The following is a 23,243-nucleotide window of genomic DNA, read 5'->3' as shown; positions in this document are numbered from 1 at the left end:
CTGCATACCAGTTATACAAAGTACCAAGGAGTGATTGTGCTGGAAAACCTGACGGAAATGCTCAAAGGCGTGCTTGAGGGCTGCGTCCTTGACATCATAAGCCGCCAAGAAACTTACGGCTACGAAATTACGCGGCGACTGAACGCCCTCGGCTTCGCAGATGTTGTGGAGGGAACGGTATACACCATCCTGATCCGACTTGAAAAAAACAAGCTGGTGGAGATCACCAAAAAGCCCTCCGACTTGGGGCCGCCGCGAAAGTTTTTCGCGATCAATGACGCCGGGCGCGAAGAACTGCTGAGGTTCTGGGAAAAATGGGAGTTCGTCTCATCCAAAATGAACGAGTTAAAGGAGAAAAAAGAATGAATATTTGGGAAAAAATTACCGGCAGCGACATGACGAAAAAAATGAAAGCTTTTGATTCGCGAGTCAAAAAGCTGCCGGTCGATTATCAAGAGGCATGGGAAACCATTAACGCCAATCTTTGGGCGCACTCCGATTTCACCGGGCGCAATCTCATGCCGATTCTGGACGGCGTGGTTGGCCTGCTCGAAGAAACGGCAGCGGACGGTCAGCGTGTCGATGAAGTGTTGGGTGAGGATATCAAAGGCTTCTGTTCCGCGCTGGCCGGGGAAGAAGGGGCAAAGTCGGTTCGCGACAAGTGGCGCGAGCAGCTCAACAAAACGATCGCCAAAAAATTAGGCAAATAGGAGGATAACATGAGCATACAGGATATCATCGAAGGCAAAAAAGAGTGGCGAGCGCATGTGGCGCGCGTCAAAACGCTCCCGCAGGATTATCAGATCGTGTATAAAGAAATGCAAAAATATTTGTTCAAAGTCGGCCCGGTTGAGCTGACCGAGGGAACGGGGCTGCTCTCGGGGATTGTCGATCTTTTTGAAGAGGGGGCGGCCTTGGGGAAAGGCGTGCTCGAAGTGACGGGCAGCGACGTAGCCGCTTTCTGCGACGATCTGATCAAGGATTCCAAAACTTACGCTGACCTCTATCAAGAATCGGTTAACCGGAAAGTTAACAAGGCCATCAAAAAGGTTACGGATAAAAAAAAGTAAAAGGGGTGGCGGGATGGAACTGGCGGTTGAGGTGAAAGGGTTGCGGAAGTCCTTCAAAGACACGGAAGTGCTGAAGGGCGTCGATTTTGAAGTGAAGCGGGGCGAAATATTCGCCCTGCTGGGCGCAAACGGCGCGGGCAAGACGACAGTTGTCAGAATTCTCGCCACGTTGCTCGAACAGGACGGAGGCACCGCCACCGTCAACGGATTTGACATCGCGTCAAAACCCGGGAATGTGCGGAATGCGATCAGTTTGACCGGGCAATTCGCCGCCGTGGACGAGATCTTGACCGGTCGCGAAAATTTGCTTATGATCGCCAGGCTGCGACACCTGGCCAATCCGCGCCAAGTGGCCGACGAGCTGCTGAAGCGTTTCGGCTTGACTGAGGCTGAAGGCCGCAGGGTGTCCACCTATTCGGGCGGTATGCGCCGAAGACTCGACATTGCGATGAGCCTGATCGGGAAACCGCAGCTCATTTTTCTCGACGAGCCGACCACAGGCCTTGACCCCGAGGCGCGCATGGAAACCTGGAAAATTGTCAAGGAGCTTGCCGGCGGCGGCACAACGGTATTCCTGACCACTCAGTACCTGGATGAGGCGGAGCAGCTTGCCGATCGAATCGCGATTTTGCATAAGGGGAGGATCATTGCCAACGGCACGCTTGCGGAGCTGAAGAAGCTGTTCCCGCCCGCAAAGACGGAGTATGTGGAAAAACAACCTTCGTTGGAGGAGATCTTTCTCGCCATCATTGGCACAAAGGAGGGAAATCATAATGAATGAACACTTTTTCAGCGACATGAGCGTGATGCTTGGACGTTCCATGCGCCATATTATGCGAAGCATGGACACCATCTTCACGGTTTGCCTCACTCCGATTGCGATGATGCTGCTGTTCGTTTATGTGTTTGGCGGCGCGATCCGGAGCGGTACGGACAACTATGTGAACTACCTGTTGCCCGGCATTCTGCTGATTGCGATTGCGAGCGGCATATCGTATACGGCTTACCGTCTGTTCCTGGATAAGCAGCGGGGCATCATGGAGCGGTTCCACTCCATGCCGATTGCGCGTTCTTCCGTGCTGTGGGGGCATGTGCTGACCTCGGTGGCATCCAACGCCATTTCGGTCGTCGTCATTATTCTTGTGGCGCTTGTGATGGGCTTTCGTTCTTCGGCGGGGGTGCTGTCCTGGTTTGCCGTAACCGGCATCCTCGTGCTGTTTACGCTGGCTTTGACTTGGGTAGCGGCTATTGCCGGACTGTCCGCAAAATCGGTGGAAGGCGCGAGCGCGTTTTCCTATCCGCTTATCTTCCTGCCGTTCATCAGCTCGGCTTTTGTGCCGACCGAAACGATGCCGCCCGTCGTACGCGCTTTTGCCGAAAATCAGCCGGTGACTTCCATTGTAGAAACCATACGCGCGCTATTGTCGGGCCAAGCGGCAGGCAATGATATCTGGCTCGCTCTTGCGTGGTGCTTCGGGATCCTGATCGTCGCGTATCTGTTTGCGGTGCGTGCATACAAACGGAGAGCCTGAACGTTCGGCTGGGCGAAATAAGCCATGAAAAATGGCTTATTGGCGCCATTTCGGAGGACTCATCAAAAATAGCCAGTGAAAACACTGGCTATTTGGGTTAAACAGCGTCAATCCGGGCAGATCCGCACGAATAGCCAATGAAAACACTGGCTATTTTGAGGCGACTGCCCATTTTTAACGTAATAGGCTATATAAGATGGCTTATTTCGCTGAGATGAAACACGCACCCGAACAAAGCTGCCGGCCAAGACAACGGGGAGCGACAAAGAGCGCGACCGCAACACCGTTATCGTGACGATATGGGTAGACAAGTTGGCGAAAATAATTGATAATAATTATCATTATCATAAAAATAAATCCTTTCAAGCCAATAGCAGCAACCTTCCATCAAACGCAACGAAAGGAGAAAACCAGCATGTCAAAAGAAACCGCCGTCACCGCGAGCGGAGCAACCGCGGCGACAGCCATCGGAGCCGTCGTTGCCACCTCCGCCCCCGCCATCGCCGGAGCCGGTGCCAACCCCGCCGCCTCCGCCGCCGCAGAGCTGCCGCTCGACCGCTTCTTGTTCCGGCTGTGCGGCGCGGAGCGCGTCCGGCTGGAGAAGGGCGCGCGGCTCGAGCAGCAGTTGTCGCTGTCGCACGCGCTCATTATGGGCCAGGGTCAGGCGCGGCTGTCCGTCGGCGAACAGTCGTGGCGGCTGCGCGGCGACACCGTCTACATATGCCCGCCGGAGCAAACGTTCGGCGCGGCAGGCGACAAACCTGCCGACGCGGCCGAACTGCTGATTGTCCGCTTCGACGTGTTCGAGCAGGCCGCGCGAAGCCGCAACCGGCTGCGCCGCGTGAAGGCGGGCGGCCCGCTGCCTGCCGGCGGCGAGCTGCGGCTGCAGGCGGCAGACATGCCGGCGCTGGCCGCCCAGTTCGAAACGATCCGCGGCCTAAGCGGCAGCCCGGCCGCGCTCGAGCGGTTCCGCGCGCAGCTTGCGCTGCAGGAGCTGCTGTACCGGATCGGCAAGCTCGGCTTCGGCCGACGCGGGCAGGCGGACGCGACGACCGGCCTGGAGCGGGCGAAACGCCACATCGACCGCCATTTCGCCGAACCGCTGCCGCTCGACCAGCTCGCCCGGCTCGCCGAGATCAGCCCCAAATATTTTGGCGAGCTGTTCAAGAAGACGTTCGGCGACAGTGTCGGCGACTACATCGCCGCGCTGCGAATCAACGAAGCGAAGCGGCTGATGGCCAGAGCGGAAGGCAAGCTGCGCGAGATCGCCCACCAGGTCGGGTACGGGGACGAATTTTATTTCAGCCGCAAGTTCAAGAAAGAAACCGGCATCGCCCCCTCCGAATACATGCAGAGCCGGCGCCGCCGCATCGCCGTCGACCGCCCGGCGCTGATCGGCCAGCTGCTGCCGCTGCATATCGTGCCGTTCGCCGCGCCGCTTCATCCGAAGTGGAGCGCGCATTATTACGAGCATTACCGCCACGACATCCCGATCCATCTCGACGCGTTCATGGCCGACCGCAACCGCAGCGGCAACTTCGCCGCCCTGCAGGGCAACGCGCCCGACATCATCATCAGCTCGCTGGGCGAAAGCGATGCCGACCGGGAGAAGCTGGCGCGCATCGCCCCCGTCTTCTGCATGCCGGAAGAGGAAGGGGATTGCCGCACCCAGCTGAGGCGGCTGGCCGCCTTGCTCGGCGAGTCGGACGAAGCCGAACGCTGGCTGGCGCAGTACAACCGCAAAGCCGAAGCGGCCCGGCGGCTGATCGAACGCGCGGCCGGCGGCGAGCGCTGGCTGACGCTGCGGGTGCTGAAGCGCACCGTATACGCCAGCTGCAACCGCAATATGGCCGAGGTGCTCTTCGGCGATCTGCAGGTGGCGAACGCCTGGGCCGACGAGCGCCCGATGTACGAAGCGGCATTGACGCCGGAATGGCTGGCCGCGCTTGCGCCCGACCGGCTGCTTGTGCTTGTCTGCCAGGAAACGGAGACGCTCGCCTTCTGGCAATCGTTCCAGCAGTCCGCGGCATGGCGGCAGCTTCGGGCGGTGCGCGATGGCAAGGCGCATGCGATTCCGTCCGATCCGTGGCGGGAGTATTCGGCGCTGGCGCAAGAGCGGATCGTCGATCACGTCGGCCGGATCGTTTCCGGCGAATGTCCATGAATAATTCCGGTTTTCGTCCATGGTGCGCCGATGGCTCATCGCCTATAATCAATAACGAGAATCATTCTCAAATAAAACGATACAGGCGATGAGAGGAGATTGGCAAAAATCATGAAAAAAACAATCGGTGCGGGTCTTGCTATGTGCCTCGTCTTGGCGCTGGCGGCTTGCGGTTCGGATAAAAAGGAGACGAACACCGCGGCAAGCGCAAGTCCGTCGGCAAGCGTCAGTCCGGCGAAGAGCGCGAGCCCGTCGGCCGGCCCGGCGACAAGTCCGTCGGCTTCCGCTTCGGCATCCCCGAAGTCGGACGCCAAACGAACGCTTTCCTACCTGGGCAAAGATTACACCGTCCCGGCAAAAGCGGAAAAGCTCGTCATCACCGGCAGCCTCGAAGCGATGGAAGACGCGCTCGTGCTTGGCATCAAGCCGATCGGCGGCATCTCCGTCGGCGGCAAATTTCCGGCGATGTTCAAGGACATCACGGGCGCAACCGAATCCATCGGGGAAAAAACGCAGCCGAATCTGGAAACGATTCTGAAGCTGAAGCCGGAAGTGATCCTCGGCACGACCAAATTCCCGCAGGAAACGACCGATAATCTGGGCAAAATCGCCACCACGATTCCGGTTTCGCACATTGCCTCCAACTGGGAAGCGAACCTGCTGATGCTGGGCGACTTGACCGGAACGAAGGACAAGGCGCAAGCGGCGATCAACGGCTATAAAGCCGATCTTGCCGCCGCCAAGACAAAGCTCGGCGACGCCGTCAAATCGAAGAAGGTCGCTGTCATCCGCATCCGCAGCGGCAGCATCAACATTTATCCGGCGGACGTGTTCTACAATCCGTCGCTGTACGCCGACCTTGGCTTTGCGGTGCCGTCGCAGCTGACGGAAGCGAAAGCGCAGCAAGTCATTTCGCTCGAGAAGTTCAGCGAGATGAACCCGGACTACCTGTTCGTGCAATTTTCCGAGGAAGAGAACGCGGAAGCGCCGAAGGCGCTGGAAACGCTGCAAAGCAATCCGATCTGGAAAAGCATTAATGCGGTCAAAACCGGCAAAGTGTTCGTCAACGTCGTCGATCCGTTGGCCCAGGGCGGCACGGCGTGGAGCAAAATCAACTTCCTGAAGGCGGCTGTCGACAAGCTCGTCAACTAATCCGACAAGGCGATCAACCCGATGAAAATCCGTTTCACGATGCCCGTCATTCTGTTCGCGACGTCGCCGCTGGTCATAGCGGCGGCGTTCGTCTGCTCGGTCTGGCTCGGGGCCAAAAGCATCGACGCGCGCACGGTTTGGGACGCGCTGTTTCATTTCGACGCGGGCAACATCGACCACCAGATCGTCGTGCACTCGCGCGTGCCGCGCGCGGTCGGCGGTTTGCTCATCGGCGCCTTTCTCGCCGTATCCGGCGCGCTGATGCAGGGGATGACGCGCAACTATTTGGCGTCTCCTTCGATCATGGGCGTTTCCGACGGGGCGGCCTTTGCGATTACGCTGTGCACGGTCATCATGCCGGGCGGCTCCACGCCGTTCGAGCTGATCTTGTATTCCCTTGTCGGCTCGGCGCTTGGCGTCGGGCTCGTGTTTGGCCTTGCCACGCTGCTACCGGATGGTTTGTCGCCGGTACGGCTGGCCATTCTCGGCACGATCGTCGGCACCTTCCTGAGCAGCGTGTCGGCGGCGATGGCGTCTTATTTTCAAGTATCGCAAACGATAAGCTTCTGGTTCAACGCCCGGCTGCACCAGATGGATCCGTCGCTGCTCCGGCTGGCGATCCCGTTCGCGATCGTCGGCCTGGCGCTGGCGGCGCTGCTGTCCAAGCAGATCACGCTGCTGTCGCTTGGCGACGACGTGGCGGCCGGCCTCGGCCAACGCAGCGCGCTGGTTAAAGCGGGGGCAACGCTCGCGGTCGTCATCCTGACCGGCATTTCCGTCGCGCTGGCAGGCAAAATCGCTTTCGTCGGCCTGATCATCCCGCATATCGCGCGATATTTCACGGGCGTCGATTATCGCAAAATCGTTCCGCTGTCGGCCGTGCTTGGCGCCGTATTTCTTGCCGTTTGCGATATCGGCAGCCGGTTCATGAACGCGCCGTTCGAAACGCCGATCGGCGTCGTCACCGCCGTCATCGGTGTCCCCTTTTTCCTCTGCCTCATTCGCACCAAGGGGGGACGGCATGCGTAGAAACGACAACCGGCGATTCGCCGCAACGCTGGCGGCTTTGCTGCTGCTGCTTGCCGCCGCCGTCTACGTCAGCGTGACGAACGGCACGTTCGACATCGCGCCGCTCGACGTGGCCAAAACATTGCTGCGCATCCATCCGAACGCCGACTACGACTTGGTGGTGTTCGATTTTCGGCTGCCGCGCATCGTGATCGCCATGCTCGTCGGCTTTGGTCTCGGCATTGCCGGCGCGGTAATTCAAGGCATCACCCGCAACGGCCTGGCCGATCCCGGCATTCTCGGCATCAACGCGGGCGCGGGGGCGGCGATCGTGACGTTCCTGTTCCTGTTTGCCGGCAAAGTGAAAATTACCGGCTGGCTCGCCGTTATGACGATGCCGGTGTTTGGTCTGGTCGGCGGGCTGCTGGCGGCGGCGTGCATCTATGCGCTGGCGTGGCGCGGCGGCACGCTCGATCCGCGCAACCTGGTTCTGAGCGGCATTGCGATCGGCTCGGGGTTCGGCGCGATTTCGCTCTATTTGTCCCTGAAGATGAACGCCAAAGATTTTGAAACCGCGGCCGTCTGGCTGACCGGCAGCATCTATAACGCCAACTGGACGTATATCGTCGCCACGCTGCCCTGGCTCGTGCTGCTGACGCCCGTCATGATGCGCAAGGCGTATGCGCTCGACCTGTTCCAGCTCGGCGAAACGACGGCAACGGGGCTGGGGCTGGCGACCGAACGGGAGAAGCGGCTGCTGCTGCTGGCCGCCATCGGCATCGTCAGCGCCTGCGTGGCGGTGTCGGGCGGCATCGGCTTCGTTGGCCTGCTGGCGCCGCATATCGCCAAGCGGCTCGTCGGCCAGCGCCATCGCTACGTGCTGCCGGTGTGCGGCGCGATCGGCATGCTGCTCGTCACGGCATCGGACTTGATCGCCAAAACGGCGTTTCAACCCGCGGAGCTGCCGGTCGGCATTGTAATTGCGATCGTCGGCGTGCCGTATTTTGTGTATTTGTTGTTTCGGGCCAAAGCTTCGGCATAAGAGTTTAGGAGATCAAGGGCTAAAGAGCTTAAGGAGGTGAGCGCATGGATCTGCAAGGCACGATCGTTCACGATTCGTTTGAGCGCAGGGAGCTGTTTTTGTATTTGCCTCCGTCCTATTTTGCGGGCGCCCGGCGGTTTCCGGTTGTTTACGTGCATGACCGGGGAGAAGTGTTCGATCCGGCCGCCGGCCGCGCGCTGGAGGAGCTGGAGCGGATGTTTGCGGCAGGCGTGCCGGAGGAGCTGCTGCTGGTGGGCATCGGCACGGACGACCGGGTCGACGACTATTCGCCTTGGTACCATCCGTCGCTGACCGGGCGGTATCACGATTTTGGCGGCAAGGGCGGCGCTTATATCGATTTTATCGCCGACCGGCTGAAGCCGTACATCGACGGCAAATACCGCACGCTGCCGGAAGCGAAGCATACCGGCCTGATCGGCGAATCGCTCGGCGGCCTGGTGTCGCTGTACGCGGCGTACCTGCGCCCGGAGACTTTCGGCAAAATCGGCGCCACCTCCTCTTCGCTCTGGTACCCCGGCTTCATCGACTATATTCGCGCCCATCCGCTTCCGCAGCCGCGTCCGGACATCTACATCGACGTCGGCAGCCTTGAGGGCTCGCGGAAAACGAACATTCAGAAAGAAATGGTGCCGCGCACCAAAGAGGCGTACGCGATCTTGTCGCAGAACAGCGCGCCGGGCAACCGCCTGACTTTCGTGCTGGACGAAGGCGCCGATCATTCGCTGGAATGCTTCGTGCGCCGGTTTCCGGGCGCGCTCGGCTGGCTGTTCGCGCCGGAGACGGAACCGGAGCCGCAAGCGCAATCGCAGCCGCAACACGTGTAACGAACGGAGGGATTACGATGGAATTGGCGCAACTGATAAGGGCGAGACGTTCGATTCACGCGTTCGAGCCGCGCGACGTTTCGCCGGAGCTTGTGGGCGAGCTGCTCGATACGGCGGTGTGGGTGCCGAACTACCATATGACGCAGCCGTGGCGGTTCATCCTGACGTATGGCGAAGGCCGCCGGCGCATTGCCGAGGCGGTGAGGATCATGAAGGAGCAGCGCGAGCCGGACGCAGGCAGGAAGAAGGAAGTCGGGCAGAAATTTTACGATAAAATCATGACCATTCCGATGATTATGACCGTGCTCATGCGGGAGGACCCGAACCTGATTACGCGCGAGGAGGATTACGCCTCGACGAGCTGCATCGTTCACAATTTCAGCCTGCTCGCCTGGGAGCGCGGCATCGGGCTGACGTGGGAGACGTACCCGTGGCTGCACGTCGCCGAGTTCCGCGATGCGGTCGGCATCCGGCCCGGGGAGAAGGCGCTCGGCAACCTGCACATCGGTTATCCGGCGAAAATTCCGACGGCGCAGCCGCGTATTCCGGCCGCCGACCGGCTGACCGTGATCGACCGCGCGTAAAGCGACGGGCTAGGCTTAGGAGGGGAGGGAGCGGCAGATGGAAAAAGAGGTGCGGGAAGAGCAGCCGGTATCGATTCCGCGCAGCGTGCAGTTTGCGATGACGGCGCACGGCGGCGCCGAGCGGGAGTACCGGATCAGCGTCGCTTATCCGGCGGAAGCGCCGCCGGACGAAGGCTATCCGGCCGTGTATGTGCTGGACGCGGGCGCCGTATTCGCCACGGCGGTCGAAACGGTGCGGCTGCAGGCGCGCCGCGGCGATTTGTCGGGTGTGGCGCCGTCTGTTGTGGTCGGTGTCGGGTATCCGACCGACCAGCCGTTCCCGCCGGCGCGTTATGAAGATTTTACGATGCCGGCGCCGCCGGAGGAGCTGCCTTCGCTGCGCGACGGGCGGCTGATGCCGCCGATGGGCGGAGCGGACATGTTCGCGTCGTTCCTCGTGGGCGAGTTGATGCCGGCGATGGAGCGGCGGTTCCCGCTCGACCGCTCCCGGCGCAAGCTCATCGGCCACTCGCTCGGCGGCTTGTTCGTGCTGCATATGCTGTTCACGCGGCCGGAAGCGTTCCGCACGTATGTGGCGGGCAGCCCGTCCATTCATTGGAACCGCGGGGTCTTGCGGGAGCGGGAGCGGGCATTTGCGGCGCGGGTGCGGACAGAGCGGCTCGAGGCCGACGTCCTGCTCGCCGCCGGCGAGCTGGAGGACGGCCATCCGAGCGGGATGAACGCCAACGCGCGCGAGCAGGCGGAGCGGCTGGCGGCGCTGGCGTCGTTCGGCGTGCGCGCCGAATATCGCGAGTTCGCCGGCGAAGGGCACTTGTCGGTGCTGCCCGTGCTGCTCAGCCATGCGGCGCGGTTCGGCTCCTGAGCAATAGGCCGTCAATTTGGCTTATTCGTCCGTTTTCGCCGCCCGTAATTGAAAAACTGAACAATTCGCGGCAGCTTGTCAGATCTTGTTCAGAAATTGTTCAGATTTTGTTCAGAACGGTTTGGTAGACTAGACGGAACCACGAAGGAAGAAGGGTTGCGTTTGGCTACGGTAATGGTGGTTGACGACGCTTCATTCATGCGGATCATGCTGCGGCAGTTGATTGAAGGCGCCGGCCATACGGTCGTTTGCGAAGCGGTGGACGGTCTGGATGCGATCGACAAGTACAAAAAATACCGTCCCGACCTCGTCACCATGGACATTACGATGCCGGAGATGGAAGGCGTGGACGCGTTGCGGGCCATTCGCCAATTCGACCCCCGCGCGCGAGTCATCATGTGTTCGGCGGTCGGGCACCAGCACCGGATCGTAGAAGCGATCCAGCTTGGAGCGTCCGACTTTCTGGTCAAGCCGTTCATGAAGGAACGTGTGGTCGAAGCGCTCCACAAGGTGTCGCAAGCGATCGAAGCGGGAAAAAAATAATCGCAAGCGAATCGAACCGTCAGGAAAGCTCCTGACGGTTTTCTCTCGTCTCACGATATTAAGGCGCCTTCAGTCGACGATCTTCGTGGCGCGGGCGATCTCCGGATCGGTGAACACGTCGAACTCGTCGAAGCTGGTCGTGGAAAATTCGGTGACAATCGCGCCTTCCGGGCCGGCCTGAAACCAATGCTTCGTATTCGGCAAGATCGTGTACTGGTCGCCGGCCTTCAGCTCGATCTGGTGCCAGACGGTGTAGTACGATTGCCTGTCCGCGGGCGGCACGGCTTGCGGCCGTTCGGTGCGCGGGCCGGGCACGAACAAATAGACGGTGCCTTTGCGGCAGCGGAACGTTTCCTCCTTGCCCGGATTGCTGTCGTCAATCGGCGGATGTCGATGCTCCGGGCACGTCTGCATCGGCAGCATAATCAGCTCCTTGGCGCAGACGCGCGCCGTATTGACATAAACGAGCAGACCGAGCCCCATCGTTTCGAATTGGTTCAGCCCAAAATCGGCCGCTTCGATTTGCGCTTGTTCGTGCGGGGCGAGCGCTATGCCGCTTTCGCGCAGACGACGGGCGGCTTCCTGTTGAAAATCGGCAACCTGTTTGGCGGTAAGCATGGCGCATCTTCCTTTCGTTCGCGGGTGGCGATGTTGCATTTATTCTAAATCGGCCGGACGGCAAAAGCAATGACTTGTCAAATCGATTTTGTTGCTATAAAATGTTACAAACGAACATTTTGTAGTGGACAATTAGCAGGTATGACGTTATATTGTGGTTATATTCGGACAAAATGGAGTGTGGACTCATGACGGCAACACCTCGCCTGCGACGCATGTTCAGCGAACAAGGCAAATGCTTCGACGTGGCGATTGACCACGGATTTTTTAATGAGGCCGGCTTTCTCGCCGGTATCGAAAACATGCGAGCGGCGATCGACACGATCGTCGCCGCCGGTCCCGATTGCATCCAGCTCACCGTAGGGCAAGCCCGCCAGCTGCAGGACATTCCCGGCAAAAGCAAGCCCGGTCTCGTTCTGCGTACCGACGCCGCCAACATTTACGGCCAGACGCTGCCGGCTGTCTTGTTCAGCGAGCTGATCGACGATGCGATCCTGCACGCGGTTCGGCTCGACGCCGTCGCCGTGTGCGTGAACCTGCTGCTGCTGCCGAACCAGCCGGAGCTGCACCGACAATGCGTGCGCAACGTAACCGCGCTCAAGACGGCGTGCGAGCGGTACGGCATGCCGCTGATGGTCGAGCCGCTCGTAATGCTGCCGAACGAAACGAAAGGCGGTTACATGGTCGACGGCAACATCGGCCTCATTATGCCGCTCGTCCGTCAGGCAGTCGAGCTTGGTGCCGACGTGATCAAAGCCGATCCGTGCGACGACGTGAGCGAATACCATCGCGTGATCGAAGTCGCCTCCGGCGTTCCGGTGCTTGTGCGCGGCGGCGGCAGGGCCGGCGACGCAGAGATCGTCGCGCGCACGATCGAGCTGATGAAGCAAGGGGCGTCCGGCATCGTATACGGGCGCAACGTCATCCAGCATCCGAACCCGGGCGGCATGACAAGCGCGTTGATGGCGATTGTCCATCAAGGCGCAACCTTTGAGGAAGCGATTGAGCTTCTGGGTGGGGGGGTCGCGCGATGAGCAGACGGGTCATTCGTTTCGGCGTTATCGGCTGCGGCCTGATGGGCAAGGAGTTCGCCAGCGCCGCCGCCCGGTGGTGCCATTTGACCGACGTCACGTTCGAGCCGCGCATTGTGGCGGTATGCGACGCCGTTCCGGCGGCGGCGCAGTGGTTCAGCGACCGGGTTCCGAGCGTGCAGTACGCATACAGCGACTACAAGGAGCTGCTGGCCAATCCCGAAATCGACGCGGTGTATTGCGCCGTGCCGCACAACCTGCATGACCGGCTTTATACCGATATCATTGCTTCCGGCAAACATCTGCTCGGCGAAAAGCCGTTCGGCATCGACGCGGAAGCCAACCGCCGCATTCGCGAGGCGCTTGACGCCCGTCCGGACGTAATTGTGCGCTGCGCGTCCGAATTTCCGTTTTTTCCGGCGGTGCAGCAAATGGTCCAGTGGGTGAACGAAGGCAAGTTCGGGCGGATTATCGAAGTTGAAGCGGGTTTCTGGCATTCGAGCGATCTCGATCCGACGAAGCCGATCAATTGGAAACGCCGCATCGCTACCAACGGCGAATACGGCTGCATGGGCGATCTTGGCATGCACGTGCTGCATTTGCCGCTGCGCTTCGGCTGGAAGCCGCGCACCGTACGGGCGCTGCTGTCCAACATCGTGCTTGAGCGGCCCGATGCGAGTGGCGCGCCGGTGCCTTGCGAAACGTGGGACAACGCAATTCTCGCCTGCGATGCCACCGCTGAAGACCAGTCGTTCCCGCTCGTCATGTCTATGAAGCGAATCGCGCCGGGGCATGCGAATACGTGGTTTCTGCGGATCGCGGGAACGGAGCTGTCCGCCGAGTACTCGACGAAGAATCCGAAGCAGCTCGCTTCGATGCCGTACCGGCCCGGCGGCAAACAGGCGTGGCAGGTGGCGGACGTGCCCTATGTTGGCGCCTACAAGGCGATTACGGGAAGCATCTTCGAGTTCGGGTTTTCGGATTCCATTCTGCAGATGTGGGCGGCGTTCTGCGACGAAGTGGCGGCGTCGATTGACGGCAGGGCGATGATGCAGCCGTTTTATTGCGCGACGCCGGCGGAGGCGGAAGGCAGCCACCGCGTGTTTACGGCGGCGCTTGCTTCGCAACGAGACACCAGCGCGGTGGCCATCGATTGGGAGGAAGCGCTGTGACTCGCGGCGGCGCGGATGTAATTGTCGCCGGCCATATTTGCCTGGATCTGATTCCGGCCATGCGCCATTCGCCGGCAGGCCTGGATGCGCTGCTCGTGCCCGGCAAGCTGATTGACGTCGGACCGGCAGCGATCGCCACGGGCGGCGCGGTGCCCAATACGGGCATCGCGCTGCACCGGCTCGGCGCCCGGGTCAAGCTGATGGGCAAAATCGGCGACGACCGGTTCGGCGGGGCGATCGCCGACATTTTGCGCGAGAGCGGTGCCGGGCTGGCGGACGGGATGATTGTGGCGGCGGGCGAAACGACGTCCTATACCGTCGTCCTTAATCCGCCGCAGGTGGATCGCGTCTTCCTGCACTGCACGGGCGCCAACGATACGTTCACGGCTGCGGATGTGCGGGAGGAAGAACTGCAAGGAGCGCGGCTGTTTCATTTCGGTTACCCGCCGCTCATGCGGCGGATGTATGAGAGCGGCGGCGCCGAACTGGAGCGCCTGCTTGGTTTCGTTCGCTCGCGCGGACTCGCCGTATCGCTCGACTTGGCGCGGCCCGATCCCGATTCGCCGGCCGGACGCGCAGACTGGAGCGCCATCCTGACGCGGGCGTTGCCGCACGTCGACCTGTTCCTGCCGAGCTTCGACGAAACGATGGCCATGCTGATGCCGGACGAATACGGCCGCTTGTGCCGCGAGCATGGCGCCGCCGATCCGCTTGCCCATGCGGACGGCGGCTTGCTGGCGGCGCTGGCGGAGCGGCTGCTGGCGATGGGCGCCGGCGTCGTGGTGCTGAAGCTCGGCGACCGCGGCTTGTACATGCGCACGTCGGCGGATGCCGGGCGAATTGCCGCCATGGGTGCGGGCGCGACGTGGACCGGGCGCGAGCTGGCGGCGGCCTGCTACCGTGTGGAGGCGGCGGGCACGACCGGCGCCGGCGACTGTACGATCGCCGGCTTCCTTGCCGGCTGGCTGCAAGGGCTGCCGCCGGAGGAGGCGCTCGATCTTGCGGTAGCGGTCGGCGCCTGCAACGTCGAGCGGCCCGATGCCACAAGCGGCGTGCCGTCTCTTGCCGCCGTGCGCGGGCGCATCGCCGCCGGCTGGGCGAAGCGCGAGCTGGCGCTGCCGGCGGCGGGCGGCGGCTGGAAGCCGGCGGGCCCGGTGTGGCGCGGCCCGAACGACAGTGCCGTGACGGAACGCTAGCCGGGGCAGCGGCTCGCCGCGGCAAGGCCTCGTTGCTTCGACAGCCGATTGCTGCGATAATCGAAGCATATCAGGCGGATTCGTGAGGTGCTGAATGACAGACATGCGGTTGAATCGCCGCCAGCAGCAAATCGTGGATTTGCTGACCGGCGACGGGGAAGTGAAACTGGCGGCGCTCAAGGAGCGTTTCGACGTCGTCGAAATGACGCTGCGGCGCGATCTGGAGAAACTGGAGCGGCTCGGTTTGGCGCGCCGCACGTTCGGCGGCGCGATTGCGCACGGCCGCGATATCGAGCTGCATGAGCGTTACGCCGTGATGCTCGCGGAGAAAACGCGCATCGGCCGCATCGCCGCCGCGCTCGTATTGCCGGGCGAATCGATCTTCGTCGACGGCGGCTCGACGACGCTGCAGTTGGTGCGGCATTTGCCGGCGGACGCCGGCATCACGGTCGTCACCAACGCGCTTAACATCGCCGGCGAACTGCAGCAGCGCGGCATATCGACCATCGTGACCGGCGGCGTGCTGGTCGAGCGGACATCGACGCTGGTTGGTCCGGCGGCGGTTGCCATGCTGTCGGGCATGGCGCTCGACCGGGCATTCCTCGGCACAACCGGCTGCAATCTTCGCCACGGCTTCTGCAACTCCAACATGCATGAAGCCGAGTTGAAGCGAACCGCGATCCGGCAAGCCGCGGAAACGAATGTGCTGCTAGACCATACGAAGTTCGGCGCGCGCGATTTGTTTACGTTCGCCGCGCTGGACGGTGTCGCCCGGATCGTTTGCGACCGGGCCCCGGACGGCGAACTGGCGGAGGCGATCCGCGAGACGCCGCTGCAGATCGCGGCGGACTGACACGCAAGAGCGCATGCAACAAAGGCCCCGCATCGAACGATGCGGGGCCTTTGTGACGTGCAGCCATCTTTTGCGGTACGCCGTGCTGTGCCGCCATCTTGCGGCTTACTTATGGGAAGCCAACCATGTCGCCAAATTGGCGGTATCTTCGTCCTTGATTTGTCCTTTGAACTTCGGCATGCCGCCGCCGCCGTTCTGGATCTTTTTGTAAATTTGCTGATCCGAAAGCTTCGAACCGATCGTTTTCAGTGCCGGTCCGGCTCCGCCTTCCAGATTCGCGCCGTGGCAAGCGACGCAACTTTGTTTGAAAACCGTTTCCGCAGCGGCTGCGTCGAGCGTTACCGTCGGCATACCGCCGGCCGCCGCTCCGCCGCCTTCATGCTCGCTGGCGACTTCCTTGGAATGATCGTTCGTTTGCACGATCAGCGTAACGACGCCGACAATGCAAGCTGCGGACAGCAGCACTGCCATAACCCACTTATACATGCGCTTGTTCCTCCTGATTGTGAATCGTTGTGTATTCCCGGCGGATTTTCAGAACCAATTATAACACAGGAAGTTTGAGCAAGCTATGTTTGCCGGGGCGACTCCCGGCACAAATCGGGGCCATCCGCCCGGCGGGTTCACAAAATAGTCAAACCTTTCGTGAGACGCGGCGGGGGAAACGCGAGATTAGCCCGACCGGGCGATGTTCTTTTCCTTCATTATATGGTTAGATAAAGGGGAGGCTTGTATGCATCGATTCCGGGAGGATTTGCCGTGCAGTACCGCGATATCAAAGGGCTGATTCTGATTATCCCGACACTGACGATCGGGTTATGGGAATATGTGCGCCACCAGCTGCTGCTGCCTTATATGTCGATGGAGATGGGCAACGTGCTGGCGCCGTTCATCGTGTTCGGCGTTTCGGTTACATTGCTGCGGATGCTGTTTAAACGCATGGAAGGAACGCAGGAGGAATTGCAGCGGGAGCGGGCGTCGAAAGCGGCGCTTGTCGAACGCGAGCGGCTGGCTCGGGAGCTTCACGACGGGATTGCGCAATCGCTGTTCCTGCTGTCGGTCAAGGTGGATCGGCTGGAGCGACGTTTTGCCGGCGACCCGGACGGACAGGAGCCGCTCAAGGACGTGCGCGAGCTGCACAAAACGGTGCGGCAGACGGATGAATACGTGCGCCAGGCGATCGCTGGCTTGCGTTCTTCGCCTGCAGCGGATACCCGGCCGTGGATCGAGTCGATCCGGTCGCTGGCGTTAAGCTTTGAGCGGGATACCGGCGTGAAGGCCCATGTGGCGTGGCAATTGCCGGAGGAAGGGCTGTCGTCACGGGAAAAGGTCGAGCTGTACGCCACGGTGCGGGAAGCGCTGCAAAACGTGCGCAAACATGCCGACGCGGGCAACGTATGGATCGAAGCGGATGCGGAGGGGCAGGGGCAGGGGTGGTTTTGCCGCATAAAGGACGACGGTTCGGAGGCGGCGGTTGCCGATTGGCCGCAGATCGGACGCGAAGCCGCGGCGGCTAACCGTTACGGGTTGCGCATTATTGGCGAACGGGCGGCGGAGTTGGGATGGTTGTGGCGTTTTGCGCGCGAAGAAGGCCGCACGGTGCTGGAATTGCGGCGCAAGGAGGGTTTGAGATGATGAAGCCGATCCGTGTGTTGGCGGTAGACGATCACGCCGATGCGCGCGAAGCGATTCGCTATATATTGGAGAGCGATCCGGCGTTTGAACTGATTGCGGAAGGGCGAAACGGGCTGGAAGCGATTGAACTGACCGCCGTCCATATGCCGGATCTGGTTCTGATGGATATCAATATGCCGGGAATGGACGGTCTCGAGGCGACCAAACGGATCAAGGAGCGGTTCCCCCACGTCAAAATCGTGGTCCTCACCGTCTCCGACGACATCGTAAGTTTGTTCGAAGCGTTGAAACAAGGCGCACAAGGTTATTTGCTCAAGCATGTCCAAATGTCCTCCTGGCACGACTACCTGAAAGCGGTAGCCGTCGACGAGGCGCCGATGTCGCGCGAGCTCGCGAATCGGATTTTGCAGGAGTTCGCTGCCAGAGAACAGGACGGGGGCGACGCGGACCGGCAACGCGATGCGGCTGCGGCAGACAAGGCGCCCGCGTCGGACGGAGCGCCTTTGACCTCGCGCGAGCGCGAGTTGCTGACCTGGGTGGCGCGCGGCCACTCCAACCGCGAAATTGCCGAAGCGTTGTTTATTTCCGAACATACAGTCAAAAATCATCTGAAAAACATTTTGCACAAGCTGCAGTTGGCCAATCGCGTGCAGTTGACAAGGTATGCTTACGAGCGCGGTTGGATCAAAGAATAGCGAGCTCTTATCTTTGCTTACCCGTGCCAGGCGAACCGTTTCTGAATACGCCGGTAGTCGGCGAGCGTGCGCTTGATGTTCCGGAACATCGTTTTGTCGGCAAGCCGTTTGAACAACACGTGGGATGGATAATCGAAATTGACTTCAATCAGCCAAATGCGCCCCTGCTTATCAACGCCATAGTCGATGCCGATCTGGGCCGAATATTTGTAGGAGTTGAAACGCCGTGTTATGCGGTAGCTGAGATGGACGAGCTGCCGCTTGATCGCGGCGATCCGCGCAGGTTGCGCCCCCAGCGAGCGGGACAGCGCCGGCTCGATCGCCAGCGCGTAACCCCGGCCGCGCGAGACGTTCGTCACAACGCTGCCCGGTCCGGCCACCTTGGCCAGCATGCCGACGTACTGCCAGGCGCCGCTGCCGCCGCGGACCATCATCACCCGCACATCATAACGACGGCCGCCGATTTGCGCCAGATCGATCGTTCGTTGCACGATGTGCCGTCTTCCGGCCGCCCCGTTCCTTACCCTTGCGTATAAATCGTCCAGGGTGCGCAGCTGCGTACGCCTTCCCCGCACTCTCACGAAAATATATTTGCCTTCCGCGTTTCTCCATGCTTTCATGATGCCGGCACCGCGATGCTCGTAATTCGGTTTGACGTATACGGACCCATACTGCGTCAGCAGCCGGAGAAACGAGCGTTTGTTCAGCGGCGCCGCAGCCGGCATGTGGCGGGCGATCGCGGCGTCTTGCGCATAGAAGCGGTGAAGCTCCCATTTTCCCAATGCCCCGTCTCCTTTTCTCCGGGCTGTTGCCCGCCATAATCAAGTCATAATCATGTCTCCGATTGCCGGGCTAGCTCCTGTTCTTCAATGATGACGCCATGTTCCTCCACGCGAACCGCGCGGTTGCGCTCGTCGACGAAAACAACGCGAGGTTTGAGTTGCTCTGCTTCTTCCTCGTTCATCAATCCCAGGCTTAAAATGATCACGACATCGCCTGGTTGGAACAAGTGCGCAGGCGGGCCGTTAAGGCCGATTTTGCCGCAGCCGGAAGGCGCCGGGATCGCGTAGGTTTTCCAGCGCGTGGCGTTGCGCAGGCTTGTAATTTGCACCATTTCATAGGGCATGATGCGTGCTTCCTTCATCAAGGCGGCATCGATCGTAATGCTGCCGACATAGTCGAGATCGGCTTCCGTTACGGTGGCGCGGTGAATTTTCCCTTTGCACATCAATCGAAGCATGCAGCGGCATCCTCCTAGACGGTTTATCACAATGTATGTCGCCCCGGTTGCGGTTGCGATAGGCGTTCGTAACGATTACGTCCGCCCGTAGGCCAACGCCGCCACCCGTCAACCGCCTGATGTGTACTTTGGAAGGGAGGGACATTCGCTGAGGGGGCTTGCACGATGAAATGCCGGTTGCTCTGTGTGCGCTGCGCAAAAACTTATCCCTTTCAATTGATGGGCAAATGCGAATGCGGCGGGGTGCTGCTGGTCGACTACGATTTGGAGCGCGCTGTCCGCACAATGTCGAAATCGGAGCTGAAAGAGCGTCCGTTTACGATGTGGCGATATCGGGAGCTTCTCCCGGTGCATAAGGAGGAGCGCATCGTATCGCTCGGCGAAGGGGGGACGCCGCTCATTCGCATGCACCGGCTGGAGGAGCAACTGTCGCTGAAGCAAGTATGGGTGAAGCGGGAGGAGCAGAATCCGACCGGCAGCTTCAAAGCGCGCGGCATGTCCGTCGCCGTTTCGTTGCTTCACGAGCGCGGCGCCGGGCATGCGGCGGTGCCGTCAAACGGCAATGCCGCTTCCGCGCTCGCCGCTTACGCGGCAAGAGCGGGCATGAAGGCAACCGTTGCGCTGCCGCGGGATTGCCCTGCGCCGATCATCGACGAATGCCGCTACTATGGAGCGGCCATCGAACTGATCGACGGGTTGATCCATCAAGCCGGAGAACGAATTGAGCTTGGCGTACGCGAGAACGGCTGGTACCACGTCGGCACGATGAAGGAACCGGGGCGCGTCGAAGGGAAGAAAACGATGGGCTACGAAGTGGCGGAGCAGCTTGGATGGAAACTGCCCGATGTCATTGTATATCCGACAGGAGGCGGTTCCGGCGTCATCGGCATGTGGAAAGCGTTTCGGGAGCTGCAGGCGCTCGGCTGGGTGAACGACCCGATGCCGCGCTTTGTTTGCGTACAGGAGGAGGGCTGCGTGCCGGTTGTGGAAGGGTTCGCCGCGTCGCGCGACACAGCCGCCATTGGGGTTGCAGCGGATAAGCGGCGCTTGACGCCGCGGGCCGTCTTCCGGCCGACGCCAAACGAACGCGTCACCTCGCAGCCGACCGGCATGCGAGTACCGGCACCGCCGGATGGGGGCCTGATCGTTTCGATCGTGCTGGAATCGCAGGGCAGCGCCATGGCTGTCAGCGCAACGGAAATTGCCGAGGCGCAGCGGCGTTTGGCCGGCATGGGCGTGTCCGCTTCGCCGGAAGGAGCGGCGACGTTGGCGGGCCTGTTGAAGCTTGCGGCGCAAGGCTGCGTCACCGATCGCGACCGCGTCGTGCTGTTCAATACGGCGCATGCGCAGAAGTATGGCGTCACAGCTATGTAAAATATAGCTATTAATTGTTTTTTCCTGAGGTGACAGGGTTCACAATCCGGGCGAGGTGTATTATTATTTTACAGGTACAACATACTATTGCCGCACTAATGATTGAGCGCCAAGCCCAGAGGAGGTATCTTGTGAACCCTGCAAGCGCAGAAGGACATGCACCGGTCAATACAAGCGGCATCAAACGGGGACCGATTGTTGCCGCGCTGATTATCGGCGCATTTGTTGCGATTTTGAACGAAACGTTGCTTAACATTGCATTTCCCGATTTGATGCAACAATTCAACATTGAGCCATCCACCATCCAGTGGCTGTCAACGGCCTACATGCTCGTCATCGGCATTCTCGTTCCCGTGACGGCATTGTTGCAGCAATGGTTTACGACCCGGCAAATGTTTTTGTCGGCCATGCTGTTGTTTTTTGCCGGTACGATCATTTGCAGCGCGGCGCCGTCATTCGAAGTGCTGCTGGTCGGCCGCATCGTACAAGCGTTAGGCACAGGATTGCTGCTGCCGGTCATGATGAATACGATTCTGGCGATCTATCCGCCCGAAGAGCGCGGCGGCGCCATGGGCATGATGGGGCTTGTCATCATGTTCGGACCGGCGATCGGACCGACGTTGGCGGGACTGATCATCGATACGATGTCGTGGCGCTGGCTGTTTTTGCTGGTCGTGCCGCTCGCGGCATTTTCGATCATCTTTGCCTGGATTTATTTGCGCAACGTTTCGCAAATTACGAAGCCGCGGGTGGATATCCTGTCCATTTTGCTTTCTTCGATCGCCTTCGGCGGTCTCGTATACGGCTTCAGCAAAGCGGGCGAAGGTTCGTGGACGAGTCCGGAAGTGGTCTGGACGATCGTGGCCGGAGGCATCGGGCTGCTGTTGTTCATTTGGCGCCAGCTCGTCGTGAAAGAGCCGATTCTCGATTTGCGTGCGTTCCGTTACTCGATGTTTTCGCTCGTCACCGTGCTGATGCTGGTGTTGATGATGACCTTGTTCTCCACCATGATTTTGCTGCCGTTGTTCTTGCAAAACGTGCTGCTGATGACCGCGTTCAAATCCGGTTTGATCCTTATGCCGGGCGGCATCATCAACGGGATTATGGCGCCGGTTTCCGGTAAATTGTTCGATAAATTCGGCCCGCGTGTGCTTGTCGTGCCGGGGCTGATCCTGATGGTGTTCTCCATTTGGCTGTTTACCCGTCTGGATGCCGACTCGACAGCCGGTTATGTCGTAACGCTCCACATCATCCTGTTGATTGGCATTTCCTTGATAATGATGCCTGCGCAGACGTCGGGACTCAACCAGTTGCCGCGCAGCCTGTACCCGCATGGAACGGCGATCATGAACACGCTGCAGCAAGTGTCCGGCGCGATCGGCACCGCGCTGTTCATCAGCATCATGTCCGCCGGCACCAAAAACTACATGAAAACTGTTGAAGATCCAACCGCGCCGGCCGCCAAAGTGAGCGGCATGGTAGCCGGGATGCATCAGGCGTTCTGGTTTGCTTTCGGTATGGGAATCTTGGCGCTTGTCATCGGCTTCTTCGTGAAACGGGTAAAAGCTCCGGCAGAAGAAAAACGCCAAGCGGCTTAACATCGGCATCAAAAATCAAAACAAAAGCCGCCAGGGATAAACCTTGGCGGTTTTGTCCTTCCAGGGCGGCATACGTGTTGGGTGGACAGTGTGAAGAAGGAGAAGCGGGAGAAGCAGGTTGCGGGCAGCAGCAGCTGGGGGGAGTGGTAGCTTAGGAGCCACTTCCTTCCGCTCATTATCCCAATGGCTCAATTTCGACTCCTTTTTGCAGATTAGCGAACAGCAGGAAAGCATATCGGAGAGCCGTCGAGAAGCATTAACGGAACGGCTGGCGTGGTCGTGAATGCACGTCTCTTCCTCCGGTACTTACTACTCCTCCACCTGATTATTCCTTCACTATTCCTTCCGTGGATGTTTCTTCCTCGCATGTTCCTTTCATGCATGCTCTGTTCGTTATCCCATTCGCTCAATTGAGGCTCAACACAGTATCGTATTCAATTATAATCTGCGTTCGCTGCAATCTCATTTTCCGGTTTAGAAAAACTCACTTTTATTTGTTACACACGAATAGGCTGATCAAGGTTACACTTTGACCTGCGCTATCAGAAATAAACGTACGGATCGCAAGCCCAATACAATATAGACGCCAATACCCTTATCAGTGCCCGATGAAAAATTCAAACCACAATCCAAACCAGTGCTCGAACCAATTCACGAATCAACTTACAAACCAACAAACGAACCAACAAACAAACCAACAAACGAACCAACACACGAACCAACAAACGAACCAACACACGAACCAACAAACGAACCAACACACGAACCAACACACGAACCAACATACGAACCAACACACGAACCAACATACGAACCAACACACGAACCAACATACGAACCAACAAACGAACCAACAAACGAACCAACACACGAACCAACATACGAACCAACAAACGAACCAACACACGAACCAACACACGAACCAACACACGAACCAACATACGAACCAACACACGAACCAACAAACGAACCAACAAACGAACCAACAAACGAACCAACAAACGAACCAACAAACGAACCAACACACGA

26 protein-coding genes are annotated in these 23,243 nt (G+C 59.8%); 21 read left to right on the top strand and 5 right to left on the bottom strand.

The annotated features are described in order from the left end of the window. Positions 1-57: 57 nt before the first annotated feature. The 13 genes from EXY20_RS32500 (at position 58) to EXY20_RS32440 (ending at position 10,802) form a co-directional block, all read left to right on the top strand. On the top strand, positions 58-366 hold the full coding sequence (locus EXY20_RS32500; RefSeq protein ID WP_328592611.1) for a PadR family transcriptional regulator: 309 nt from the start codon (positions 58-60) through the stop codon (positions 364-366). Next, the gene (locus EXY20_RS32495; protein ID WP_135556587.1) at positions 363-710 is read left to right on the top strand and encodes a DUF1048 domain-containing protein; all 348 of its coding nucleotides are present in this window, start codon (positions 363-365) and stop codon (positions 708-710) included. The genes EXY20_RS32500 and EXY20_RS32495 overlap by 4 nt, the downstream gene beginning before the upstream one ends. A 9-nt stretch (positions 711-719) precedes the next feature. Beyond that, on the top strand, positions 720-1,070 hold the full coding sequence (locus EXY20_RS32490) for a DUF1048 domain-containing protein (RefSeq protein WP_135556586.1): 351 nt from the start codon (positions 720-722) through the stop codon (positions 1,068-1,070). Between the two features lie 13 nt (positions 1,071-1,083). Next, the gene (locus EXY20_RS32485) at positions 1,084-1,851 is read left to right on the top strand and encodes an ABC transporter ATP-binding protein (protein WP_135556585.1); all 768 of its coding nucleotides are present in this window, start codon (positions 1,084-1,086) and stop codon (positions 1,849-1,851) included. Continuing rightward, positions 1,844-2,602, top strand: a complete 759-nt coding sequence (locus tag EXY20_RS32480; RefSeq protein ID WP_135556584.1) for an ABC transporter permease — start codon at positions 1,844-1,846, stop codon at positions 2,600-2,602. The genes EXY20_RS32485 and EXY20_RS32480 overlap by 8 nt, the downstream gene beginning before the upstream one ends. A gap of 415 nt (positions 2,603-3,017) precedes the next feature. Beyond that, positions 3,018-4,766 (top strand): AraC family transcriptional regulator, encoded by a 1,749-nt coding sequence (locus EXY20_RS32475; protein WP_135556583.1) that lies wholly within the window; start codon positions 3,018-3,020, stop codon positions 4,764-4,766. A 111-nt stretch (positions 4,767-4,877) separates the two neighbouring features. Continuing rightward, the gene (locus tag EXY20_RS32470) at positions 4,878-5,918 is read left to right on the top strand and encodes an ABC transporter substrate-binding protein (RefSeq protein ID WP_135556582.1); all 1,041 of its coding nucleotides are present in this window, start codon (positions 4,878-4,880) and stop codon (positions 5,916-5,918) included. A gap of 21 nt (positions 5,919-5,939) precedes the next feature. Beyond that, positions 5,940-6,947 carry a FecCD family ABC transporter permease gene (locus tag EXY20_RS32465; protein WP_135556581.1) on the top strand — a complete coding sequence of 336 codons (1,008 nt, stop codon included), beginning with the start codon at positions 5,940-5,942 and terminating at the stop codon, positions 6,945-6,947. After that, the gene (locus tag EXY20_RS32460) at positions 6,940-7,968 is read left to right on the top strand and encodes a FecCD family ABC transporter permease (protein WP_135556580.1); all 1,029 of its coding nucleotides are present in this window, start codon (positions 6,940-6,942) and stop codon (positions 7,966-7,968) included. The genes EXY20_RS32465 and EXY20_RS32460 overlap by 8 nt, the downstream gene beginning before the upstream one ends. 44 nt (positions 7,969-8,012) lie before the next feature. Beyond that, positions 8,013-8,813 carry an alpha/beta hydrolase gene (locus EXY20_RS32455; protein ID WP_235886302.1) on the top strand — a complete coding sequence of 267 codons (801 nt, stop codon included), beginning with the start codon at positions 8,013-8,015 and terminating at the stop codon, positions 8,811-8,813. A gap of 17 nt (positions 8,814-8,830) precedes the next feature. After that, positions 8,831-9,397 (top strand): nitroreductase family protein, encoded by a 567-nt coding sequence (locus EXY20_RS32450; protein WP_135556579.1) that lies wholly within the window; start codon positions 8,831-8,833, stop codon positions 9,395-9,397. A gap of 37 nt (positions 9,398-9,434) precedes the next feature. Beyond that, a complete protein-coding gene (locus EXY20_RS32445) occupies positions 9,435-10,259 on the top strand; it encodes an alpha/beta hydrolase (protein WP_135556578.1) in 825 nt (274 codons plus the stop codon). A gap of 162 nt (positions 10,260-10,421) precedes the next feature. Further along, a complete protein-coding gene (locus EXY20_RS32440) occupies positions 10,422-10,802 on the top strand; it encodes a response regulator (RefSeq protein ID WP_135556577.1) in 381 nt (126 codons plus the stop codon). Positions 10,803-10,871: 69 nt separating this feature from the next. Here the strand turns inward: EXY20_RS32440 and EXY20_RS32435 are convergent, their stop codons facing one another. Beyond that, positions 10,872-11,420: a cupin domain-containing protein gene (locus EXY20_RS32435; RefSeq protein ID WP_135556576.1), complete on the bottom strand. Its 549-nt coding sequence runs from the start codon at positions 11,418-11,420 to the stop codon at positions 10,872-10,874. A gap of 188 nt (positions 11,421-11,608) precedes the next feature. Between EXY20_RS32435 and EXY20_RS32430 the strand changes: the two genes are divergently transcribed. The 4 genes from EXY20_RS32430 (at position 11,609) to EXY20_RS32415 (ending at position 15,672) form a co-directional block, all read left to right on the top strand. Further along, the gene (locus EXY20_RS32430) at positions 11,609-12,454 is read left to right on the top strand and encodes a class I fructose-bisphosphate aldolase (RefSeq protein ID WP_135556575.1); all 846 of its coding nucleotides are present in this window, start codon (positions 11,609-11,611) and stop codon (positions 12,452-12,454) included. Next, positions 12,451-13,623, top strand: coding sequence for a Gfo/Idh/MocA family protein (locus EXY20_RS32425; RefSeq protein WP_135556574.1), 1,173 nt, complete (start codon positions 12,451-12,453; stop codon positions 13,621-13,623). Before EXY20_RS32430 ends, EXY20_RS32425 begins: the two co-directional genes overlap by 4 nt. After that, positions 13,620-14,819, top strand: a complete 1,200-nt coding sequence (locus tag EXY20_RS32420; RefSeq protein WP_235886301.1) for a carbohydrate kinase family protein — start codon at positions 13,620-13,622, stop codon at positions 14,817-14,819. The genes EXY20_RS32425 and EXY20_RS32420 overlap by 4 nt, the downstream gene beginning before the upstream one ends. 94 nt (positions 14,820-14,913) lie before the next feature. Then, a complete protein-coding gene (locus EXY20_RS32415; RefSeq protein WP_135556573.1) occupies positions 14,914-15,672 on the top strand; it encodes a DeoR/GlpR family DNA-binding transcription regulator in 759 nt (252 codons plus the stop codon). 105 nt (positions 15,673-15,777) lie between these two features. Here the strand turns inward: EXY20_RS32415 and EXY20_RS32410 are convergent, their stop codons facing one another. Further along, positions 15,778-16,158 (bottom strand): c-type cytochrome, encoded by a 381-nt coding sequence (locus EXY20_RS32410; protein WP_135556572.1) that lies wholly within the window; start codon positions 16,156-16,158, stop codon positions 15,778-15,780. Positions 16,159-16,431: 273 nt separating this feature from the next. Here EXY20_RS32410 and EXY20_RS32405 point away from each other — a divergent pair, with 273 nt between their 5' ends. Continuing rightward, on the top strand, positions 16,432-17,307 hold the full coding sequence (locus EXY20_RS32405; protein ID WP_135556571.1) for a sensor histidine kinase: 876 nt from the start codon (positions 16,432-16,434) through the stop codon (positions 17,305-17,307). Next, entirely contained in the window at positions 17,304-18,002 is a 699-nt protein-coding gene (locus EXY20_RS32400; protein ID WP_135556570.1) for a response regulator, read from the top strand. The genes EXY20_RS32405 and EXY20_RS32400 overlap by 4 nt, the downstream gene beginning before the upstream one ends. Positions 18,003-18,019: 17 nt before the next feature. On the opposite strand, the gene EXY20_RS32395 is transcribed toward EXY20_RS32400, so the two are convergent. Together EXY20_RS32395 and panD are read right to left on the bottom strand one after the other, a co-directional pair. Beyond that, positions 18,020-18,784: a YheC/YheD family protein gene (locus tag EXY20_RS32395; protein ID WP_135556569.1), complete on the bottom strand. Its 765-nt coding sequence runs from the start codon at positions 18,782-18,784 to the stop codon at positions 18,020-18,022. A 50-nt stretch (positions 18,785-18,834) separates the two neighbouring features. Next, on the bottom strand, positions 18,835-19,242 hold the full coding sequence (gene panD / locus EXY20_RS32390) for an aspartate 1-decarboxylase (RefSeq protein ID WP_135556568.1): 408 nt from the start codon (positions 19,240-19,242) through the stop codon (positions 18,835-18,837). 165 nt (positions 19,243-19,407) lie between these two features. On the opposite strand from panD, the gene EXY20_RS32385 reads away from it, so the two are divergent. Next, positions 19,408-20,616 carry a threonine synthase gene (locus tag EXY20_RS32385; protein ID WP_135556567.1) on the top strand — a complete coding sequence of 403 codons (1,209 nt, stop codon included), beginning with the start codon at positions 19,408-19,410 and terminating at the stop codon, positions 20,614-20,616. A gap of 98 nt (positions 20,617-20,714) precedes the next feature. Beyond that, positions 20,715-22,214, top strand: a complete 1,500-nt coding sequence (locus tag EXY20_RS32380) for an MDR family MFS transporter (protein ID WP_135556566.1) — start codon at positions 20,715-20,717, stop codon at positions 22,212-22,214. Between the two features lie 617 nt (positions 22,215-22,831). On the opposite strand, the gene EXY20_RS39300 is transcribed toward EXY20_RS32380, so the two are convergent. Then, the coding region (locus tag EXY20_RS39300) for a hypothetical protein (protein ID WP_167859679.1) at positions 22,832-23,243 on the bottom strand (412 nt) is incomplete at its 5' end.

The organism is Paenibacillus cymbidii (genome assembly GCF_004764705.1).
GTDB classification, from domain to species: domain Bacteria; phylum Bacillota; class Bacilli; order Paenibacillales; family NBRC-103111; genus Paenibacillus_AN; species Paenibacillus_AN cymbidii.
This window is presented reverse-complemented; position numbering and strand designations above follow the sequence as displayed.

Coding starts and splice junctions, on each gene's coding strand:
- EXY20_RS32400 (WP_135556570.1), top strand. CDS start 17,304: ATGATGAAGCCGATCCGTGTGTTGGCGGTAGACGATCACGCCGATGCG.
- EXY20_RS32430 (WP_135556575.1), top strand. CDS start 11,609: ATGACGGCAACACCTCGCCTGCGACGCATGTTCAGCGAACAAGGCAAA.
- EXY20_RS32410 (WP_135556572.1), bottom strand. CDS start 16,158: ATGTATAAGTGGGTTATGGCAGTGCTGCTGTCCGCAGCTTGCATTGTC.
- EXY20_RS32415 (WP_135556573.1), top strand. CDS start 14,914: ATGACAGACATGCGGTTGAATCGCCGCCAGCAGCAAATCGTGGATTTG.
- EXY20_RS32495 (WP_135556587.1), top strand. CDS start 363: ATGAATATTTGGGAAAAAATTACCGGCAGCGACATGACGAAAAAAATG.
- EXY20_RS32455 (WP_235886302.1), top strand. CDS start 8,013: ATGGATCTGCAAGGCACGATCGTTCACGATTCGTTTGAGCGCAGGGAG.
- EXY20_RS32460 (WP_135556580.1), top strand. CDS start 6,940: ATGCGTAGAAACGACAACCGGCGATTCGCCGCAACGCTGGCGGCTTTG.
- EXY20_RS32425 (WP_135556574.1), top strand. CDS start 12,451: ATGAGCAGACGGGTCATTCGTTTCGGCGTTATCGGCTGCGGCCTGATG.
- EXY20_RS32480 (WP_135556584.1), top strand. CDS start 1,844: ATGAATGAACACTTTTTCAGCGACATGAGCGTGATGCTTGGACGTTCC.
- EXY20_RS32485 (WP_135556585.1), top strand. CDS start 1,084: ATGGAACTGGCGGTTGAGGTGAAAGGGTTGCGGAAGTCCTTCAAAGAC.
- EXY20_RS32470 (WP_135556582.1), top strand. CDS start 4,878: ATGAAAAAAACAATCGGTGCGGGTCTTGCTATGTGCCTCGTCTTGGCG.
- EXY20_RS32500 (WP_328592611.1), top strand. CDS start 58: ATGCTCAAAGGCGTGCTTGAGGGCTGCGTCCTTGACATCATAAGCCGC.
- EXY20_RS32490 (WP_135556586.1), top strand. CDS start 720: ATGAGCATACAGGATATCATCGAAGGCAAAAAAGAGTGGCGAGCGCAT.
- EXY20_RS32465 (WP_135556581.1), top strand. CDS start 5,940: ATGAAAATCCGTTTCACGATGCCCGTCATTCTGTTCGCGACGTCGCCG.
- EXY20_RS32435 (WP_135556576.1), bottom strand. CDS start 11,420: ATGCTTACCGCCAAACAGGTTGCCGATTTTCAACAGGAAGCCGCCCGT.
- EXY20_RS32445 (WP_135556578.1), top strand. CDS start 9,435: ATGGAAAAAGAGGTGCGGGAAGAGCAGCCGGTATCGATTCCGCGCAGC.
- EXY20_RS32475 (WP_135556583.1), top strand. CDS start 3,018: ATGTCAAAAGAAACCGCCGTCACCGCGAGCGGAGCAACCGCGGCGACA.
- EXY20_RS32385 (WP_135556567.1), top strand. CDS start 19,408: ATGAAATGCCGGTTGCTCTGTGTGCGCTGCGCAAAAACTTATCCCTTT.
- EXY20_RS32380 (WP_135556566.1), top strand. CDS start 20,715: ATGATTGAGCGCCAAGCCCAGAGGAGGTATCTTGTGAACCCTGCAAGC.
- EXY20_RS32450 (WP_135556579.1), top strand. CDS start 8,831: ATGGAATTGGCGCAACTGATAAGGGCGAGACGTTCGATTCACGCGTTC.
- panD (WP_135556568.1), bottom strand. CDS start 19,242: ATGCTTCGATTGATGTGCAAAGGGAAAATTCACCGCGCCACCGTAACG.